The sequence below is a fragment of the Streptomyces zagrosensis genome (genome assembly GCF_014203645.1).
GTDB classification, from domain to species: Bacteria; Actinomycetota; Actinomycetes; order Streptomycetales; family Streptomycetaceae; genus Streptomyces; species Streptomyces zagrosensis.
On sequence record NZ_JACHJL010000006.1, the window covers coordinates 226830 to 247021 of the forward strand.

The 20192-nt window shown below is 69.9% G+C and carries 9 protein-coding genes; 7 read left to right on the plus strand and 2 right to left on the minus strand.

Features of this window, described 5'->3' with window-relative positions; genetic code table 11:
* The 5 genes from gatB to FHS42_RS14230 all read left to right on the plus strand — a co-directional run bounded on the left by gatB (nucleotide 1) and on the right by FHS42_RS14230 (nucleotide 12977).
* Entirely contained in the window at nucleotides 1–1509 is a 1509-nt protein-coding gene (gatB, locus tag FHS42_RS14210) for an Asp-tRNA(Asn)/Glu-tRNA(Gln) amidotransferase subunit GatB (RefSeq protein ID WP_184572559.1), read from the plus strand.
* Between the two features lie 1438 nt (nucleotides 1510–2947).
* Entirely contained in the window at nucleotides 2948–5236 is a 2289-nt protein-coding gene (locus FHS42_RS14215; protein ID WP_312866867.1) for a phosphocholine-specific phospholipase C, read from the plus strand.
* Nucleotides 5237–5493: 257 nt separating this feature from the next.
* Nucleotides 5494–7920: an MMPL family transporter gene (locus FHS42_RS14220; RefSeq protein WP_184572560.1), complete on the plus strand. Its 2427-nt coding sequence runs from the start codon at nucleotides 5494–5496 to the stop codon at nucleotides 7918–7920.
* Nucleotides 7921–8449: 529 nt separating this feature from the next.
* Complete coding sequence (locus FHS42_RS14225) at nucleotides 8450–8638, plus strand: hypothetical protein (RefSeq protein WP_184572561.1); 189 nt, start codon at nucleotides 8450–8452, stop codon at nucleotides 8636–8638.
* A gap of 871 nt (nucleotides 8639–9509) precedes the next feature.
* Nucleotides 9510–12977, plus strand: coding sequence for an AAA family ATPase (locus FHS42_RS14230; protein WP_246494726.1), 3468 nt, complete (start codon nucleotides 9510–9512; stop codon nucleotides 12975–12977).
* 110 nt (nucleotides 12978–13087) lie between these two features.
* Here the strand turns inward: FHS42_RS14230 and FHS42_RS14240 are convergent, their stop codons facing one another.
* Entirely contained in the window at nucleotides 13088–14284 is a 1197-nt protein-coding gene (locus FHS42_RS14240; protein ID WP_184572562.1) for a PQQ-dependent sugar dehydrogenase, read from the minus strand.
* Between the two features lie 451 nt (nucleotides 14285–14735).
* Nucleotides 14736–15755 carry an aldo/keto reductase gene (locus FHS42_RS14245; RefSeq protein ID WP_184572563.1) on the minus strand — a complete coding sequence of 340 codons (1020 nt, stop codon included), beginning with the start codon at nucleotides 15753–15755 and terminating at the stop codon, nucleotides 14736–14738.
* Nucleotides 15756–15830: 75 nt separating this feature from the next.
* Here FHS42_RS14245 and FHS42_RS14250 point away from each other — a divergent pair, with 75 nt between their 5' ends.
* A complete protein-coding gene (locus tag FHS42_RS14250; protein ID WP_184572564.1) occupies nucleotides 15831–16793 on the plus strand; it encodes a 2-hydroxyacid dehydrogenase in 963 nt (320 codons plus the stop codon).
* Between the two features lie 371 nt (nucleotides 16794–17164).
* Nucleotides 17165–20062, plus strand: a complete 2898-nt coding sequence (locus FHS42_RS14255) for a putative bifunctional diguanylate cyclase/phosphodiesterase (protein WP_246494788.1) — start codon at nucleotides 17165–17167, stop codon at nucleotides 20060–20062.
* The last annotated feature ends 130 nt before the right edge of the window (nucleotides 20063–20192 follow it).

Consider the following 20192-nt stretch of genomic DNA (forward strand, 5'->3'; position numbering starts at 1 on the left):
GTGACCGTCACTGAACTGGTGTCCTACGAGGACGCGCTGGCCACCTACGACCCCGTGATGGGGCTTGAGGTGCATGTGGAACTCGGCACCAAGACCAAAATGTTCTGCGGATGCTCGACCGCCCTGGGCGCCGAGCCAAACTCGCAGACCTGCCCCACCTGCCTCGGCCTACCCGGGGCGCTTCCGGTGATGAACGCGATCGGCGTCGAGTCCGCCATCAAGATCGGCCTCGCGCTGCACTGCGAGATCGCCGAATGGTGCCGCTTCGCCCGGAAGAACTACTTCTATCCGGATATGCCGAAGAACTTCCAGACCTCGCAGTACGACGAGCCGATCGCCTTCAACGGCTATCTGGACGTCCAACTGGAGGACGGGGAGATCTTCCGGGTCGATATCGAGCGCGCCCACATGGAGGAGGACACCGGCAAGTCCACGCATGTGGGCGGCGCCACCGGCCGCATCCACGGCGCCTCGCACTCCCTCCTGGACTACAACCGTGCGGGCATCCCCCTCATCGAGATCGTCACCAAGCCGATCGTCGGGGCCGGGGAGCGCGCACCGGAGGTCGCCAAGGCGTACGTCGCCGAGCTGCGGGAACTGATCAAGGCGCTGGGCGTCTCCGAGGCCCGGATGGAAATGGGCCAGATGCGCTGCGACGTCAACCTGTCGCTGCGGCTGAACGGCGTCGAGAAGTTCGGCACCCGCTCCGAGACGAAGAACGTCAACTCCCTGCGCTCCGTCGAACGGGCCGCGCGCTACGAGATCCAGCGGCATGCGGCCGTCCTCGGCAGCGGCGGCACGATCATCCAGGAGACCCGCCACTTCCACGAGGAGGACGGTTCCACCACCGCGGGCCGGATCAAGGAGGAGGCCGAGGACTACCGGTACTTCCCCGAGCCCGACCTGGTGCCCGTCGCCCCGGCCCGAGACTGGGTCGAGGAGCTGCGGGCGGGACTGCCGGAGTTGCCGCGGCTGCGCCGCAAGCGGCTGCGGGAGGAGTGGGGCATCTCGGAGCACGAGATGCAGTCCGTCCTCAACGCGGGCGTCATCGACCTGATCACCGCCACCATCGAGGCGGGCGCCGACGCGGCGTCGGCCCGTAAGTGGTGGATGGGCGAGCTGGCTCGGCGCGCCAATGAGGAGAGCATCGACCCCACCGCGCTGCCCATCACGCCGACCCAGGTCGCACGGGTAGCCGAGTTGGTCGCCGATGGCGGGCTCAATGACAAGCTGGCCCGCCAGGTCATCGAGGGCGTTCTCGCGGGCGAGGGTGACCCGGACACGGTCGTGGACAAGCGCGGTCTGAAGATCGTGTCCGACGAGGGCGCGCTCGGCACCGCAGTGGACGAGGCCATCGCCGCCAACGCGGCCATCGCGGACAAGATCCGTGGCGGCAAGGTTGCCGCCGCGGGCGCCCTGGTCGGCGCGGTCATGAAGGCCACTCGCGGCCAGGCGGACGCGGCCCGGGTGCGCGAGCTGATCCTGGAGCGGCTCGGCGCAGCGGAATGACCCCGTCGGGCCACGGCCCTGGCGCGCACCGCAGACCGGGTGCGGGCCGATGGCCCGGTGCGTCGCGGCGTACGCGCGCGGCGCACAGGAGTGGCGTCGGGGCGCAGCGGCCCGACGCCTTCGGTTGAACCGGCTGTGCCGGGCCGCCAGGCTCGGGTCGGCCACAAGTTGATGCGGCGGGTCCTCTTACCGGGGGCCCGCCGCTGGCGTTGGGACCTGCCCATCGGCGCACGCCGGCGCGGCGCGTGGTCCCGGCATGGGCGGTCTTGGCGTGCGCGGTCTTGGCGTGCGCGGCGCGGCACCGGCTGTTGGGGCCGCTGCCCCGACTGTTGTGGCCCGTCAGCCGGTCATCGCGCCCAGGTGCCTCGTACGGGCCGCGTCGTCGGTCAGTGGCAGCACCCGTTGCCGTTAGCCCCGTTGCCGTCAGCCCGTTGCCGTCAGGCCCGTCACTTCGTTCACTTCGTCCCCATGACCATCGCTAGCGGACCGTTCTTCTTGGCCGGGTCGTCGGGTTCGCTAATGAGTTTTACGCCGAGATACAGGCGGCCCCGCGCATAATGGGTCTGGCCGCCGGCCTCGAATGTCGCCTCGGTGTCGCGGCCCGCGGCGCCGCCGTAGCCGACGTCCCGGCACTCCTCGTCCTCCTTCGGCTTCCACAGCGGGTGCCAAGGGCCGATGCGTTCCCCCGCGTGACCAAAGGTGGATATCCCTTGGAAAGAAGCGAATCGGAAATGGCGCCCACTACCTCGCCATCAACTAGCAGTGAAAATACGGGGGTTATCTGTATCATCCAGCACTGACAACCCCGGGCCTGGGGAGTCGCGGCATTCCGGATGGGGTGCGGGCCGCCAGCGGGCCCGTACTCCTGCTCCAGCAGCGACACCAGCGTCCGGACGCCGGCCTTGCCGGAGGAGAGGCTGACGCACTGCGGTGTTGGCTACGGAATGCCGCTGGTGATCAGGGACGTATTGTTGCCGCGCTGTGCCAGGGCGGGCGTCACATGGGCGGCGGCGGTGTGCGGGGCACGGGGCACGGGGCACGGGGCACAGGGCCAAGCGTGCCGCAAACTCGCGGAGCACGGAGCACGGAGCACGGAGCACGGAGCCAAGCGTGCCGCGAACCCACGGGGCGCGGGGCCAAGCGTGCCGCGAACCCACGGAACGTACGGCGCCAAGTGTCCCGAGGAACCCACGGGGCACCGGGGCGCCCGGCGCGGACCCCGGGGAGTGCACCTGGCGCGGCCCTCGCTCAACCATGCGCTCGCGTCAGGTGCTTGACTCCGCGGTGGCCCGTCTCCGCGGCGAGGGCTGCGCTGCGCCTCTGTTCACAAATATGCCATCTCGTCACCTATCGTTCGCCACGCGACTGCACTACGGTCCCCACCGTAGGTTCCAATGGTGTGGCATAGGACCATTAGTGGTCGATCGGGAGGAAGAGCGTGGCATCGGAGATATCTCGCAGGCAGGCGCTGGCACTTGGGGCGGGCGGGGCGGGGCTTGCCGCGGCGGGTTCCCTGCTGCCGCCCTCGCTCCAGCAGGCGCTGGCCAGCCAGTCGGCCCACCAGCGCGGCGGGCGTGGTCTGAAGGACATCCGGCACGTGGTGGTGCTGATGCAGGAAAACCGTTCCTTTGATCACTACTTCGGCATGCTGCGCGGTGTGCGCGGCTTCGGCGACCGTAACGCCATCGAACTGCCCAGCGGCAAGAGCGTCTTCGAGCAACCCGGCGCACTCGGCGTCGGCACCGTGCTGCCGTTCGGCGTGCGCGCCGCCGCTGCGGCGCAGCAGAAGGAGCTCCAGTACATCGGGGATCTGGACCACAGCTGGCAAGGCGGCGCGAAGGCGTGGAACGGCGGCTGGATGGACAACTGGGTCACCGCGAAAACGGCCGCGACCATGGCGTACTACGACCGCGCAGATGTCCCGCTCCACTACGAGTTGGCTGACACCTTCACCATCTGCGACGCGTACCACTCCTCCATCCACTCCTCCACCAGCCCCAACCGCAACCACCTCGTCAGCGGCTGGACCGGCTTCGAGCCGGGCGGTGCGCGCGCGGTCGGCAACGATGCGTACAGCGAGGACAGGCACACCGGCTACACCTGGACCACCTATGCGGAGCGCCTGGAGAAGGCTGGGCTTTCCTGGCAGGTCTACCAGGAGTGGGACAACTTCACCGACAACAACCTGGAGTTCTACGCGAGCTTCAAGGCCGTTGCGAAGAAGGCCCTCGCCACGGTCGGCGGCGTACAGAACATGACCGCCTTCTACGACAAGGTCGCCGGCGCAGACGCAACGGAGCGGCGGCGCCTCCAGGGGCTGCTCGATGTGGGCGTGAAGGCGCTGAGTGCGGGCGAGCGCAGCTTGTTCGAGCGTGCGCTGCGGCGCGGTGAGCCTGGCACGACGGCCACCGCGTTCGCCGCCGACGTCGCCGCGGGCACGCTGCCGAAGGTCTCCTACATCGTGCCGTCGGCCGCCGACTCCGAGCACCCCGGTTCCTCGTCCCCGATCGCCAGCGCCACCATCGTCTACAAGGTGCTCGACGCGCTCGGCAAGAACCCCGACGTATGGCGCCACACCGCGCTCTTCCTCACCTACGACGAGAACGACGGCTTTTACGACCACGTACCGCCGCCGGTGCCGCCCGCGGGGACGGAGGGCGAGTTTTGGCAGGGCAAGCCGGTCGGCCTCGGTATCCGGGTGCCGATGCTGGTGATCTCGCCGTGGACGGTTGGCGGTTACGCCTGCTCGGAGGTCTTCGATCACACCTCCATCACCCGGTTCCTTGAGCGGTGGCTCGGCGTTCGCGAGCCCAACATCAGCGATTGGCGCCGCACCGTCTGTGGCGATCTCACCTCCGCGTTCGACTTCTCGCGGCGCCGCAGGCTGCCCGATGTGGAGCAGCCGGGTCCGATCCCGCCCTTTGGCGGGCGCTGGCGGCCCCGCCCGCCGTCCGACCAGCGGCTGCCGCGGCAGGAACAGGGCGCAAGGCCCGCCCGTGCACTGCCGTACGGGCCGGATGCGGATGGGCGCCTCGACGCGGGCGCGAGTGTGTTCCGGCTCGCACTGCGCAACGTCGGCGCCTCCAGCGCGCATCTGACGCTCTACCCGTACGCCGATGAGTACGAGACGCCGCAACACCGCGACGTGCGCGGCACGGGCCGCCACGGCCACGGTGCGTACGCCGCCACCACGGCGCACGGAGCCGGCACCACCACCGGCGCAGCCGTAGACGTAGGTGTAGACGTAGACGTAGACGTAGACACGATTACGGATGCAGGTACGGAGTACGGGGCCCGTAGCGGGCACGGGCACGGCTGGGGGCGTCCCGGGAGGGACGAGCGCTGGGACGTGCCCGTCAAGGGCGGCGCGTACCGCTTCACGCTCACCGGGCCAGGCGGCTTCCGCCGCGAGTTCGCCGGTACGGCGCGCGGCGCGGCAGCGGCCACCGAACTACGCAGCCGCATCGACGTCTGGCGGCGCGAACTGCATCTCACCATCGAAAACCGCGGCGACACACCGCTGACCTTCACCCTGAAGCCGTTGGCCTACTCGAAGGCGACGCCGCGTACCGTCACCATCGCCGCGGGCCGCGCTCGCACCGTGCCGTTCGCGACCAGCGGTGCGCACGGCTGGTACGACCTGTCCCTCACCGCCGCGGAGGACCCCTCCTTCCGCCGCCGCTTGATGGGCCACATCGAAAACGGTGCGGAGTCGATAACGGGTTGAACCTTCGCCCTGGGGCCCCGTTGAAGACATCGGGGTCCCGGGACAACCGCCTGAATCGTAAATCCGGGATGATCTGTGGGGAAACCCACAAAGCGGTCAAAGGATCTCTTTGGGGTGCCAGAGTGCTGGGCAGGACCCGCCGCTCCTTCGTCGGCAGGCGGCGGGTCACCGCCCCGCCCGTACTTCACGCGCGCTCGGCATCCCCGGCTCCCTCCGGCGATGAGCGATGCCCAGACCCGGAAGCGATGTAGCACTGCATGGCCGCACTCGCCCGGTGGTGCCTTGAGCGCCGCCTCGTCGTCATCGTGCTGTGGCTGGCCGTCCTTGCGGGCTTCGCCTCGGCCGCCGCGGTAGCCGGCACCGCGTACTCCAACGACTACGACGTGCCTGGCACCGAGTCGGCGAGGGCCGCGGCCCTGGTGGAAAAGGCTTTCCCCGGACAAGACGGCGACAGCAGCCGCATTGTCTGGCACGCCGGGCAGGGCGGCGAACCCGTTCGCTCCGCCACCGTCGAAGCGCGGATGACCGCCACCCTCGACAAAATCGAGGACCTGCCCGGTGTGGCCTCCGTAGGCAGCCCGTACGAGGGAGCGGACGGCGCCCGCCAGATCAGTCCGGACGGACGCACCGCGTACGCCATCGTCGCCTTCGAGCGGCCCGCCGGTGACCTGCCGGTGAGCCAGGTGCGTGCTGTCGTGGACACGGCCAAGGACGCCGAGGGCGAGGGGTTGCGGGTCGAGGCCGGCGGCAGCGCCATCGCACTCACCGAGAAGTCCGGCACCCACCTCAGCGAACTGATCGGCATCGCGGTTGCCGCAGTGGTGCTCTTCGTCGCCTTCGGCTCGCTCGCCGCCAGCCTGCTGCCGATCATCACGGCCGTCGTGGCGGTGGGCACCGCCACCATGGGCATCACGCTGCTCGGTCATGTCATGACGGTCGCCGACTTCGCGCCCATGCTGGGCATGCTGATCGGTCTTGGCGTCGGCATCGACTACGCGCTGTTCATCGTCACCCGGCATCGCAAGGGCCTTCGCGCCGGGCTGCCGGTGCGCGCGGCGGCCGAGTGCGCAGTGGCTACCACGGGGCGCGCCGTCGCTTTTGCCGGCGGCACCGTCTGCGTCGCCCTGCTCGGCATGCTCGTCCTGCGACTGGACTTCCTCAACGGTGTCGCGATCGCGGCATCGCTCACCGTGGTACTCACCGTCGCCGCCTCCATCACGCTGCTGCCCGCTCTCCTGGGGGTCATCGGGATGCGGGCGCTCAGCCGCCGCGAACGGCGCCGTCTCGCCGCAGGCGGGAGCCGGCCCGATGAGCCCACAGGGCTTGCCGCTCGCTGGTCGGGGTTCGTCGAGCGGCACCCCCGACTCCTCGGCGGCGCGGCTGCCGCCGTCATGCTCGTCCTCGCGCTACCGACGTTCGCCCTCCATCTGGGTACCTCCGACGAGAGCAGCCACCCCGCGTCATCGACCACACGACAGGCTTACGACCTGCTCGCGGGCAGCGGTGCGGACGACAGCGGGCCAGGAGGCGGGGCGGGCGGTGATGGCTTGGTCGGTGACGACTTGGGTGGCAGGGCCGGTGGCGGCTCGGCTGGGGCGGCAGGCGCCGAGGGTACGGGAGGCGGCTTCGGGCCCGGCGTCAACGGGCCCCTCACGCTCGTCGCCCATATCGACGGGGCCGACGACCGGGTTGCGCTCGACCGCTTGGTAGACACCCTCCGACACACCGATGGCGTCGCCTCCGTACAAGGCGCGAACACCGAGGGCGCGAACATCGAGGGCTCAGCGACGCACAGCAGGGGCGACATCGGCGTGATCACCGTCGTTCCCGAGACGTCGCCGCAATCCCAGCAGACCAGTGACCTGGTCAACCGGCTGCGCACCGAGGTGATTCCGCGCGCCGAACGCGGTACCTCGCTCGCGGTATACGTGGGGGGCCTCACCGCCGGCTACGACGACTTCGCGGACGTCATCGTCGGCAAACTGCCGCTGTTCGTGGGCGTCGTGGTCGGCCTCGGCTGTCTGCTGCTGCTCCTGGCCTTCCGTAGCGTCGGCATCCCGTTGAAGGCGGCGGCCATGAACATCGCCGCCGTCGCCTCCTCCTTCGGCGTCGTCGTCGCCGTCTTCCAATGGGGCTGGGGGAGCGAACTCCTGGGCCTGGGCAGCGCGGGCCCGATCGCACCCTTCCTGCCCGTGATCATGATTTCCGTGCTCTTCGGTCTGTCCATGGACTATCAGGTGTTCCTGGTCAGCCGGATGTACGAGGAGTGGTTGAAGACGCGCGACAACTGCCGTGCCGTACGCGTCGGCCTCGCCGAGACCAGCCGCGTCATCAACTCGGCCGCCGTCATCATGATCGCCGTCTTTGCGGCCTTCGTCCTCAGCGGTGACCGCATCATCGCCATGTTCGGCATCGGGCTGGCCGTCGCCGTTGCCTTGGACGCCTTTTTGCTGCGCACCCTCCTCGTCCCCGCCCTCATGCATCTGCTGGGCAGCGCGAACTGGTGGCTCCCGGCCTGGCTGGACCGCTGGCTGCCACGCATCAGCATCGAACCGCCGGAGCGGAGCGCCGCGCCGGCGTCCCCGTCCCGGGAGCTCGCGTTGTGGGGCGCGCCACGCACGGAGCACGGGGCGGCGGCCCCGTCCAGCCCCGCGGCTCGGCCGGGGCCGGCCCGCCTGTACTGAATACGCCCGCCTGTACTGCATACGGAGGCCTGCCCACCCGCGCGGGGCGTGGGTCCGCCGGCCCCACACAGGACGCGGGTCTGCCCTCGATGTGGCCCTCGATGTGGCCCACGAGGTGCGAAGCCCGCTCGGGACGGCCAACGGGCCGAGGGGGGTAGGGCGCTGCCCTGATGTGAAGGTTGTGCTCAGGGGCGCATAGGGAGCACGAGGGCGCCTCGTATCTGCTACGGAGCGTGAAATCGGCGGCCCCGTAGGCCAGCGCGCCCCAGACGAGCGCCTGCACACCAACGTCGGCCCCGCGCCGCCCACCTAAGCCGTCCTAAGTCGCTTCTAAGGCGGCTCAGGCCCCGCCGATCAGCGCACCCCGCGTGGTCTAAGGCCCCCTGGCGCGCCGATATTAGGCACCTTCCCGATGCGGCACCCCCCTGCGGACCGCGAAGGTGGAAGCACACCAGACAGGCGCCGGTAACGGACCGAAAGGCCCGCGTTCGGCACTGCCCCAGCACCCACCTCACCCCGGGAGTTCCCGATGTTCCACTACGAACTGCACCAGCTCCGCCAGGACGAGCTGATCCACGAGGCTACTGCCGACCGCCGGGCCCGCGAGGCCACCCGGGGCCGCGCTACCGCCCGGCGATCCGGCGGCGGCGAAGCGGAGGGGCGGGTGAGTCCACCCAAAGGCCGCCGCGCGGCCCGGCCGCGCCGCGCCACCGCCTGACGGGGCCCCTTGACCCGAAGCTCGCCCCGTCGCCCCGTCGCCCCGTACGAAGCCAACTCACCCCACGGCTTCGTACGGGGCACCCCACGTCCCCTGCCCGCCTACTCCCGCCCTGGCCAGGAGAGCCCTGATGCGTGCCGACGGTTCGAGGCTTCCTGTCGCGCACTGGGCGGGCGAGTGCCGGCTCCGTGCCCCGTGCCCTGTGTGCGATCTGGCTCCGTGCTCCGTGGCCTCCGCTCCGTGCCCCGTGCCCCGTGCCCCGTGCTCCGTGGCCTCCGCTCCGTGCTCCGTGCCCCGTGCCCCGTGCCCCGTGCTCCGTACTTCGTGCGGAGCCACGCCCCTTGCGCCCAGCAGCTCCCCGTTCCGCACCCGAGCTAGCCCCTGCTCATAGGTCTCGCCCCGCACTCAGCCTCTGACCCGCAGGCAGGCGTCCGGCACTCGCCCCGTGCCCGCACCAGTCACCCGCCCGCCCCGCTGACCGCAGGCCATCCGCCAGCCGCCGCCCGTCCCACCGCCGCCCGGAGGGCTCCCGCACTCCATGACAGGTGAGCCGCCCCGATACCGCCGCGAACTCGGCCCCTCGCCCCTATCGGAGGCCACTAACCGGAGGCCATCCGTGCCCGATACTCAGCCGCACCCCGCACTTGGGGAGAAGCCGACCCTCGCCCCCCGCGCGAAGCCCGCCCCCGACCCCGAATCGGCGCAGTCCCATTCCGTGGCCCGTACACACCCCCAGTCGGTGCCGAGCGCGCACCTTCGCTCCGTGCCTCGTGCGGCGCCAGCACCACTCACCCCATCACCACCCGCCCCCGCATCACTCGCACCCCCCGCACCCGCCAAAATCGCCGATGCGTTGTCAGACGCCTGTGCGATGCTCAGCTCTGTGCAGACCACGTCCATCAGTCCGGTATTCATCGGCCGCACCGAGGAGCTGACCGAGCTCACCGGTGCGCTCGTCCGCGCCACGGCTCAAGAACCCCAGGCGTTGCTCATCGGTGGCGAGGCTGGGGTGGGCAAGACGCGGCTCGTCGAGGAGTTCCTGACCGCGGCATGTGCCTCGGGAGCGGTCACGGCACTGGGTGGGTGCGTAGAGATCGGCGTGGACGGGCTCCCGTTTGCGCCGGTTTCCACCGTACTGCGCGCCTTGCGGCGGCGGCTTGGGGACGAGCTCGATCAGGCCGCCGCGGGGCAGGAGGGCGAGTTGGCCCGCCTGCTGCCCGAGTTGGGGGAGACCGCCCCCGAATCGCGGGACGAGGACGGCAGGGCCCGCCTCTTCGAGCTGACCGCCCGGCTCCTTGAGCGCCTCGCCGCCGAGCGCACGCTCGTGATCACCATCGAAGACCTGCACTGGGCCGATCGTTCCACCCGCGAGCTCCTCAGCTACCTCTTTCGTTCCGTGCAGCACGCGCGGCTGGTCATCGTCGCCACCTACCGCTCCGACGACATTCACCGCCGCCACCCGCTACGTCCCTTCCTCGCCGAGATCGACCGCATGCGCACCGTGCCCCGCATCGAACTGGCGCGCTTCAACCGCGCCGAGGTGCGCGCGCAGATCGCCGGCATCTACGGAACCGAGCCCGACCGGCACCTGGTGGACCGGGTCTTTCAACGCACTGACGGCAACGCCTTCTTCGTTGAGGAAATCACGCACAGCATCCACGACGGTTGCCAGTCCGGGCTCAGCGAAACGCTGCGCGATCTCCTGCTGGTGCGCGTTGAGGCGCTGCCCGAGGACACCCAGCGGACGATCCGCATCGTGGCGGAGGGCGGATCACGTGTGGAGCACGGGCTGCTCGCCGCCGTCGCCAGGCTCAGCGAGGACGATCTCATCGAGGCGCTGCGTGGCGCTGTCGGGGCCAACATCCTGCTGCCAACGGACGACGACAACGGCTACCGCTTCCGGCATGCCCTGGTCCGCGAGGCCGTCACCGACGACCTGCTGCCCGGCGAGCGCACGCGCCTCAACCGGCGGTACGCCACCGCGCTTGAGGCCGACCCCGGGCTCGTACGGGACGACGAGTACGAGGCGCGGTTGGCCAGTTACTGGTACCACGCACACGATCCGGCCAAGGCCCTGCCCGCCGTCCTCGCTGCCTCCGTCAAGGCCCGTCGCCGCCACGCCTACGCCGAGCAGTTGCGACTCCTCGAACGGGCCATGGAGCTGTGGGAGGACACGCCGCAGGACGTCAGGACGGCGCAGCGGCCGATGGACGAGGCAGGCGCCTACCCGGCCTGCGGTGCATGCGATGACGACGCGCTACGCCTGATGGACCTGCTCGCCGAGGTGGTGATGGCCGCCCACCTGTCCGGGCAGCGGGAGCGAGCGTTGGCCATCACCAAGCGCGCGCTGCGCATGATCGACGAGAGCCAAGACCCGTTGCGGGCCGCGTGGTTTTGGACCCAGCGCTCAAAAATCATGGAGGGATTGGCGCGTGGCAACGGCTGGGCGGAACTCAGCCGAGCTCAGGAACTGGTGCGCGGGCTACCGCCTTCGGTGGTGCACGCGGACGTGCTCGCCGCGGCGGCGGGTTGGCTCGCTGTGCACGAGCCTGGGCCCGATAACTTCGTCACCGCCGAGCGGGCCGTGGAACTCGCCCGGTTGGTCGGTGCCGAGGAGCTGGAGTTGCACGCTCGGGTGACACTCGGCGGCCTGATGATCGACTCCGGCAATGTGGACGGTGGCCTGGCCGAGATGGCCGACGCCGCCGCACGGGGCGTGGCCGGCGGCCACATCAGCGTCATTGCCCGCTGTCATGTCAATCTCTCCTCGGCCTTTGAGGGTGTCGGCAGGTCCGCAGAGGCGATTGAGGCGGCACGCGAAGGGGTGCGTACGGCCAAGGGCTTCGGACTCGTGGACACCAAGGGCTGGACGTTCGGCAACATGGCCGAATCGCTGATATCCCTGGGCCGCTGGGACGAGGCGCTGGAGGCCGTGGCGGCCACGGAGCGGTTCGCGCAGGGCTCCAAGCCGCGCGGTACGGCCGCCAGCCGGCGTACGCAACTAGCGCTCGACCGCGGCGACTGGCAGACGGCGCACGAGCAACTTGCCGCCGCACGCGAGTTTTTCGGCAGCCACGCCCCACAGCCGCAGTACACGATCACGTTGGCCCGGCACGGCATCGCGCTGGCCGCGCACAACGGCGACATCCTGCGGGCCCGCGCCCTCTTGGAAGAGACCCTGGAGGCCGGAATACCAATCGGCACCCAGCGATACGTATGGCAGTTGCTGCTCACGGCGGCCACGGCGGAGGCCGATGCGCGCGGCCTACCCGCCGCGGAGCCCGGCAGGGCAGTGGCGCTACGCCGTATCCACACGGCCGCGAAGCGGCTGCCGCAACCGGTTCCTGTATGGCGAGCGTTCGCCCTCATGGTCGCCGCCGAAGTGCTCCGTGCCGAGGGCCGCGACACGCCTGCGCACTGGAGCGAGGTCGCCGCCGCATTCGAGCCGCTGGAGCGCCCCTACCAACTCGCACTGGCCCGCTACCGCTGGGCCGAGGCCCGCCTCACTGCGGGCGACACGCCGCCGGTGGCCACCGAGGACGCCGCCGGGGGTGTGGGCTGCACGGCGAGCGTGTGCGACCTCCCCGCTTCGGAGCGGCCCCCGGGCTTGGGCGCCCCGTACGCGACGGAGCCGGCCCGGGGAAGTTCGTCCGGTGCGGGCGCCGTCTTCCTGCGGGACGCCACCCCCGCCGCCGAACCCGCCGTCGCCGGCACGGCACGCGAACACGCCGCGGCGCTGCTGGCGCGCGCGTTCGACACGGCCGATCGGCTCGGTGCGTACCCGCTGCGGGAGGGCATCACCCTGCTCGCCGCCCGCGCCCGGCTCACCTTCCCAGCGCGCCCCGGCGCCGGCCGGCCGGACGCGACCGGTGCCGTCACAGGTGCCACAGGGCGCCGGGCGATCACCGCGGGCGACTCACCGCGCGGGCCGACTGGCCGTGCGGCCACCACACCGGGCGCCTCCTCGGAGCGTGGCGGCGGGCCTCCCGCGCCCGCCGTGCCCCGAGTGCCGGGCGCGGCAGACGGAGGCAAACGGCCCGGGCGGCGAACGGCACATGCGAACGTGCACCAGGGCGTCGGCGATGCCCTGACCGACATGGAGCCGAGCGCCCCTGACCCGGCCGAGGTCTTCCGGCTGACGCCGCGCGAGCGCGATGTGCTGCGCCTGGTGGCCGTTGGTCGGAGCAACCGCCAGATAGCCGGGGAGCTGTTCATCTCCCCGAAGACGGCGAGCGTTCACGTCTCCAACATCTTGGCCAAGCTGGAGGTCTCGGGGCGGGGCGAAGCCGCTGCCCTGGCCCACCGACTGCGCCTGGTGACCCCAGCCGAGTCGGCGTAGCAATCTCGCCCCGACCGGCCATCGCCCACGCCGGCGTACGGGGCGGCAGCGGCAGCGGCAACAACGGAAGGCACTCGCGCACACCACTGACGCATGGCACCGGCGAGGCGTCAGGTCACCTTCAGCCGGAGGATGCGGTCGTCCTGGCTGCCTGGGTCGCCTCGTCCATCCGTATTGCTCGTGGTCACCAGCAGGGTGCCGTCGTCGGCGGCCTCTACGGTGCGAAGCCGGCCGTACTTACCGACGAAGAACTCCTGCGGTGTGCCCGCCGGCCGGGTGCCATTCAGCGGGATGCGCCATAGGCGCTCGCCGCCCAGCGCGGCCATCCACACAGAGCCGTTCACGATGGCGATACCGCTGGGTGAGGCGTCAGCGGTCTTCCACTGCTCCACCGGGGCAACGAGACCTTGTGCCGTGAACTCGTCCTCCTCTCCCTTGCCCTCGACCTCGGGCCAGCCGTAGTTGCCGTCCGGCTTGATCAAGTTCAGTTCGTCCCAGGTGTCCTGGCCGAACTCCGAGGCCCACAGCCGCTTGTTCTTGTCCCACGCCAGGCCCTGCACATTGCGGTGTCCGTAGGAGTAGACGACCGAATCGGCCGAGGGATTGCCGTCCGCCGGCTGTCCGTCTGGTGTCATGCGCAGGATCTTGCCCCCGAGCGACTCCTTGTCCTGGGCGAGCCCGCGGTCCCCGCTCTCACCCGTGCCCACGTACAGCATCTTGTCCGGGCCGAAGGCGATCCGCCCGCCGTTGTGGACGGTGCCCTTGGGGATGCCCTTGAGGATCGTGTCCGGCGCGCCCAACTGCTGCCCCGCAGGCCGCTTCTCGTCGTACATCATGCGGGCGACACGGTTGTCCGACTCGGTCGTGAAGTACGCGTAGACCATGCGATCCGCGCCAAAGGTGGGGGAGACGGCGAGGCCGAGAAGGCCACCCTCCCCACGAGGTGAGGCGCCGGCCACCGCACCGAGTTCGGTCTTCTTGCCATCGTCCGCGCCCACCCGGAACACCTTTCCGGTGTCGCGCGAGGCGACCAGGAGATCGCCGTCGGACAACTCGACGAGACCCCACGGCGTGTTCAGCTTCTGCGCCACCGTGGCGACCACCTTGGCGGTGCCCTTCTTGGGCGCTGCGGAGGAGGAGGTGGAGGAGGAGGGGGCGCTGGCCGATGGCGAGCCCGAGTTGGTACCGGATTTCGACGGGGCCCGCGGCCCGATCCGCGGCCCGTTGCCGCCGCCGTCGTCCGAGCAGCCGGATACGAACAGCAGCGTGGCCGCGGCGAACAAGGCGGTGGCACCGGTGCGTTGCACGGCGGATTCCTCTCACTGAGTATGAGCCACTGGCCGGCATCGGCCACTGGGGCAGGCACGGGTATGACATGCCTGGCTACGGCACTGGTTTCTTATACACCGTGAGGCACGAGAATCAGGGCGCGCCAACCTCCCCCACCTCAAACCTCAAGCCGCCTCCTCCACCCCGCCACCCGAAACCCGCGCCCCGTCGTATTTCCTGGGGCCCCATGGCTCCGTGCCCCGTGCCCCGTGCCCCGTCAGGCCTCCGTGCTCCGTGCCTCGTTGGGCCGTGCCCCGTGCTCGGTCAGGCGCCCCGCACCGCCTCACAGCACCGCACCGCCGCATGGCCAAGCATCAGCAGAAACGTACGTCGCGCTACCTGCCGACCTCCCTGTGGCCGCCGTGCGCCGGCGCGAGTTCTCGTCAGGCGGTGCGCGCGGAGGCTTGGGGCGGGGCGCCCGCCGACGTGTCAGTCCCAGGAACCGCGGGCGGGCGGTAGGGCGGCGATTTCCGCCAGGTCGTCCTCGGTGAGGGAGAGTCGCTGAGCCCGCGCGTTCTCCGTGACCCAACGTTCTTTCTTCGCCCCGGGAATCGGCACCACGTGCCGTCCGCGCGTGAGCAACCAGGCCAGCGCCACCTGAGCCGCCGTGGCCTCGTGGCGCTGCGCCACCCTGCGCAGGCCCGCGACGATCGGCTGGTTGGCGGCCATCATTTCTGCCGTGAAGCGCGGATGCCGGGCTCGTATGTCATCGGGCTCAAAACCCTGGCCAGGAGTCAGCGTGCCGCTGAGGAAACCATTCCCCAGCGGCATGGCCGCGAGGAAGCCGACGCCGCGCGAGGCACACCACGGCACGAGAGTTTCCAGCGCCTCTGGTGACCACACCGACAGCTCGGCCTGTACACAACTCACCGGAAATACCTGCTGGACCCGCTCAAGCTGGCGGATGGTCGCATCGTGAAGCCGGGCCGATGCCGGCGCGCCCGCGCGTGCTCCGGCGCGTCGCAGTTGGCCACGCGCCCCTACGGCGCACAGGCCCAATGACCGCACCTTTCCCGCCGCAACCAGCTCTGCCATGGCCCCCCAGGTCTCCTCGATAGGAACCTCGGGGTCGGCGCGGTGTAGTTGGTAGAGGTCTATCCGGTCGGTCTGCAACCGCCGCAGTGAGGCGTCACAGGCTCGCTTCACATAGCCGGGACGGCCGTTGGCGACGATGTGCTGTTCGCCGACGAGCAGCCCGCACTTGGTGGAGACGAAGGCGGTTGCCCGTCGTTCCTTGAGCACTCGGCCGATGAGCAGTTCATTGGTGAACGGCCCATACATATCGGCGGTGTCCAGGAGGCTGACGCCTTGGTCGAGCGCGGCGTGCACGGTGCGCAACGAGCCGTCACCGCTCTGCTGGGAGCTGCTGTACGCCCAGCTCATGGGCATGCAGCCGAGGCCGATCGCGCCCACCGACAGCGCCCCCGCGCCAATTGTCCTGCGCTCCACCTGCCCGAACCCCTCCCGTTCCCAAGCCCCCAACGTAACGTCTGCGTGCCGGCGCCTTTCGCATAGCCTCCAGTCATGCCTGCATACGACAGCGAATCCGCCCGCCCTTTGGTGTGGCTGCCCGTGCCCCCCGATGAGATCGACGGCCTGCCGCAGAGCCTGGAGTACGCCTTCTGGGACGCGGAGCAGGACTATCCGACGGACCCGGCCCGCTGTGTGTTCTATGGCGTTCCCTATATGAAGGGTGCGGACCCCGTCGTGCGCCCCTTGCTCCAGATGCCGAACGTACGCGTCCTACAGACGCTCACCGCGGGCATCGACTACCTGGAGGCCAGCCTGCCTACGCTGCCGTCCGGCGCGCAGCTGTGCAATGCGCGGGGCGTGCACGATGCGAGCACAGCCGAGCTCGCCCTGGCCCTCACGCTGGCTGCGCTGCGTGACATCCCGGGGTTCGTTCGTGACCAGGATGCCGAGCGTTGGAACACCGGTTTCCGGCCAGCGCTTGCCGACCGTTCCGTGTTGATTGTCGGATACGGTGCGATCGGCGCGGCCATCGAAGACCGGCTCACACCCTTTGAGTGTGCGCGGGTGGCGCGCGTCGCGCGCTCCGCCCGCGAGTCCGAGCGCGGGCCCGTGCATCCACTCGCCGCCCTGCCCGATCTGCTGCCCGATGCGGACGTGGTGATGTTGGCCCTGCCGCTCACGTCGGCCACTCGGTCCCTGGTCAACGGCGGTTTCCTGGGGCGGATGAAGGACGGTGCGCTGCTGGTGAACGTGGCCCGCGGTGCGATCGTGGACACCGACGCCCTGCTCGCCGAGGTCACAACGGGGCGGTTGTGCGCCGCGCTCGATGTCACTGACCCTGAACCGCTGCCGGTGGGTCACCCGTTGTGGCACGCTCCAGGAGTCCTCATCACCCCGCACGTGGGTGGTCCCTCCTCAGCCTTCATGCCACGCGTCAAGCGACTGCTCCGAGACCAACTGCACCGATTCGCAGCCGGAGATCCGCTGCGCAATGTGGTCATCACGGCTGGCTGAAACGCACCGAAGCCACACCCGGAATCCACACTTCCGGCACACTGCGAAATCGCGTGATTGCTGACTGTGCTGACAATGCCGCTATTGGTCACGCTGTGTAGATGAGGTATGTCCCTGAGTGACCAACCTGGTGTATCGTCCGGAACGGGGACCCGCGCCACGTATCACATGGCGTGCGTGAAGGACAGGAACCGAGGGGGGCGACGGGCGATGTACGGCCAATGGATGAACAACCCGACGCGGCTCACGCGTCAACCACCACACCGCTTCGCGAGCCGCGGCGAGGCGAGGCGCGAGCTGATGGCGGTGGCATCGTGAGCGCCTGGGCAGGGGTGCTCACCCGCCCGGGCGCGGCGGGCGGTGGCGCCGGAATGGTGCACCAACTTCTGCTGACTTTGGTGTGCGGCGGTTACGCGGCGGGCTCAGTATTCGGCTGGGGATCGCCCGAACTGGCAACGATCATGGGAGACTTCGGGCTCTGCGCCGCCGCGCTCACCGCGGCCATCTCGTGTTTTGTCTACGCGCGCACGCGCTGCGGCCCCTCCCGGCCGGCTTGGCTGCTGTTCGCGGCCTCCTCCCTGATGGCGGCGGCGGGCAACGGCGTGTGGGGGTGGTACGAGGTGGTGCTGGCCCAGCCGGTGCCCTCCGTATCGCTCGCCGACTTCTGTTTCCTCCTTTTCGCGCCACCCGCCATCGTGGGGCTGCTGGTGCTCGCCAAGCGTCCGGTCAACCGCGCCGGATGGCTGTGTCTGAGCCTCGATTCCTGGCTCATCGCCGGATCGTTGCTGACCCTCTCGTGGAGCCTGGCGCTCGCGCACACGGCGCGCTTCGACGGCGAGAGCGTCGCACGCACCGCACTCTCGCTGGCCTACCCGCTGCTCGATATCGCTCTGGTCAGCGTCGTCCTCGCGGTGCACTTCCGGCGCTCTTCGGCCAACCGGTCTGCGGTCAACACAGCGATCGGCGCCCTCGCGCTGACCGTGCTGTGTGACGCCCTGTTCACCTCCCCGTTACTGCGCCAGCAATACAGCTCGGGCCAGTTGCTGGACGCGGGCTGGTTCGCGGGCTCCCTGCTGCTGGCCTATGCGCCCTGGGTGGCCAGCCGCTGCGGACAGGATTGGGACCGCCCGCGCCGGCCTCAACCCGCCGGGCGACCCATCTCAAGCTCGCTTACGGCCCTCACGCCCTACCTGGCCGCCACAATCTGCGTCCTGGGGATCACCTACAACGTGCTCAACGGCCGCGCCGTGGACCAGGTCGTACTCTTCACCGGCTGCACCGTGGTGCTCGCGCTCGTGGTGCGACAGGCCATCATGCTGATGGACAACATCACCCTCACCCAGGAACTGGCGCAAAAGGAGAACCACTTCCGCTCCCTGGTCCAGGGATCGAGCGACGTCATCATGATCGCCGCCCCCACCGGCATACTGCGCTACGTGAGCCCGGCGGCCTCCGGCGTCTATGGGCGAGACGCCGACGAACTGACCGGCTCCGAGCTGGCGTCCTTGATCCACCCCGAGGACTTGGGCCTGGTGGTGCACGAGGTGCGCAGGTTCCTCGCCGCTCCACCGAGCAAGGAGCCCACCACCCGCATCGAGTGCCGCTTCCGCTCCGGCAGCGGCGAGTGGCTGAACGTCGAGTCCACCATCAACCGGCACCACGGCGGGCTCATCCTCAACAGCCGCGATGTCACCGAGCGGGTCAGGCTCCAGGCCCAGCTGCAACACAGCGCCGAGCACGACCCGCTGACCGACCTGCCCAACCGGGCACTGTTCACCCATCGGGTGCGGCAGGCACTCGGCGGGCGACGGCGTACGGATGCGGGCACCGCGGTGCTCTACATCGACCTCGACGGCTTCAAGGCGGTCAACGACACCGTCGGCCACCAAGCGGGCGACGAACTGCTGGTGCAGGCCGCGCGCAGGCTTCAGGAGTCGGTGCGCTGCGGAGACATCGCCGCTCGGCTCGGGGGTGACGAGTTCGCCGCGCTCATCATGGGCGACGGAGGACCCGACCGCGCCGCCCACGAGTACCGGGTGCACGACATCGCCGAGCGGCTGCGTATCGCCCTTTCCCGCCCGTACCGCGTGCAGGGCACCGAGGTGCGTGTGGCCGCCAGTATCGGCGTCGCCTTCGCCGAGCCAGGCATCAACCCCGGCGATCTGATGCGCAACGCCGACCTGGCGATGTACCGCGCCAAGTCCACCGGTAAGAACCGGGTCGAGCTGTACGCGCCGCAGATGCAGGCCGATGTGGCACGCAAGGCCGAGAGGGCGACGCGGTTACGGACGGCATTGAAGGACGGCGAGTTCGTCCTGCTCCATCAGCCCATCGTCGATCTCAACAGCGGCCGTATCACCGCCGCCTCCGCACAACCGCGCTGGCGCTCCTCGCAAGGCATCCTGTTCACCCCCGCCGAGTTCCTTCGGGTCACCGACACCGGCCGTAGCGACGGACGGGGCGGCAGCGAGGATGCCGCGCGCAGCGCCGAGCTCAGCCGCTGGACGTTGGAGGAGGCCATCCAGCAGGCGGCGCGGCGGCGCCGTGCAGGACATTCGGTCCCGGTGTCCGTACGGCTGCCCGCGAGTCAGTTGGTGGACAAGGCGATGCCGCCCAAGACGATCGAGGCCCTACTCGCCCGGCATAACCTGCCATCCGGCAGCCTCATCATCGAGCTGTTCGAAAGCGATCCGCGTATCTCGCTCGATGACCTGGAGCCCCGGTTGATGGCGTTGCGCCGACTGGGTGTACGCATTGCCCTGGACGGGTTGGGCAGTGGTTACGCGACGATCAACGCCCTGCGCAGGTTGCCCATCGACGTGGTCAAACTCGATCGCGGCCTGGTCGAAGGCGTACTGGAATCGGCCAGGCTCTATAAGATCACCGCCGGGCTGCTGCGCATCGCCAACGACCTGGGCACCCAGGCCGTAGCCGAAGGTGTGGACTTGCCGGAGCAGCTTGCCGCGCTGCGTGCCATGGGTTGCACCCACAGCCAGGGAGCGGTCTTCTGCGGGCCGCTGGACGAGCACCGGCTGCGTCGTGCGCTCACCGTGGGCGACTATCCGCTGCCGCGCCCGGAGCCGCGTCTTGCAGCGCGTACGGAGGTGCTTACTGAACTGCGCGCGCCCGAACCGCGGTCCGAGCCACCCGCGCTGGTCGGCGGGGCGCTGCCGGTGCGGTACAGCGGTTCGCATGGGACACGGCGGCACGAACCGCTAGCTCATACGCCATTGCGTTCAAATAATGAGACGCCCGTCCCGCCCACTTGACACTCCCTAGGCGACGGGAGGAGGGTCAGAGCCATGCGCACCCGAATTCTCGTACTTGGACAGCGCGTCGGCTAACCAGGGCATATGACAAAGGCCCTGCGGACCTCCTCCCGACGCGCTCCCCTCGCTT

Excerpts from the sequence above, each read along its gene's own strand:
- FHS42_RS14220 (WP_184572560.1), top strand. The coding sequence starts at position 5,494 with ATGGCCGCACTCGCCCGGTGGTGCCTTGAGCGCCGCCTCGTCGTCATC.
- FHS42_RS14225 (WP_184572561.1), top strand. The coding sequence starts at position 8,450 with ATGTTCCACTACGAACTGCACCAGCTCCGCCAGGACGAGCTGATCCAC.
- FHS42_RS14230 (WP_246494726.1), top strand. The coding sequence starts at position 9,510 with ATGCTCAGCTCTGTGCAGACCACGTCCATCAGTCCGGTATTCATCGGC.
- FHS42_RS14250 (WP_184572564.1), top strand. The coding sequence starts at position 15,831 with ATGCCTGCATACGACAGCGAATCCGCCCGCCCTTTGGTGTGGCTGCCC.
- FHS42_RS14255 (WP_246494788.1), top strand. The coding sequence starts at position 17,165 with ATGGTGCACCAACTTCTGCTGACTTTGGTGTGCGGCGGTTACGCGGCG.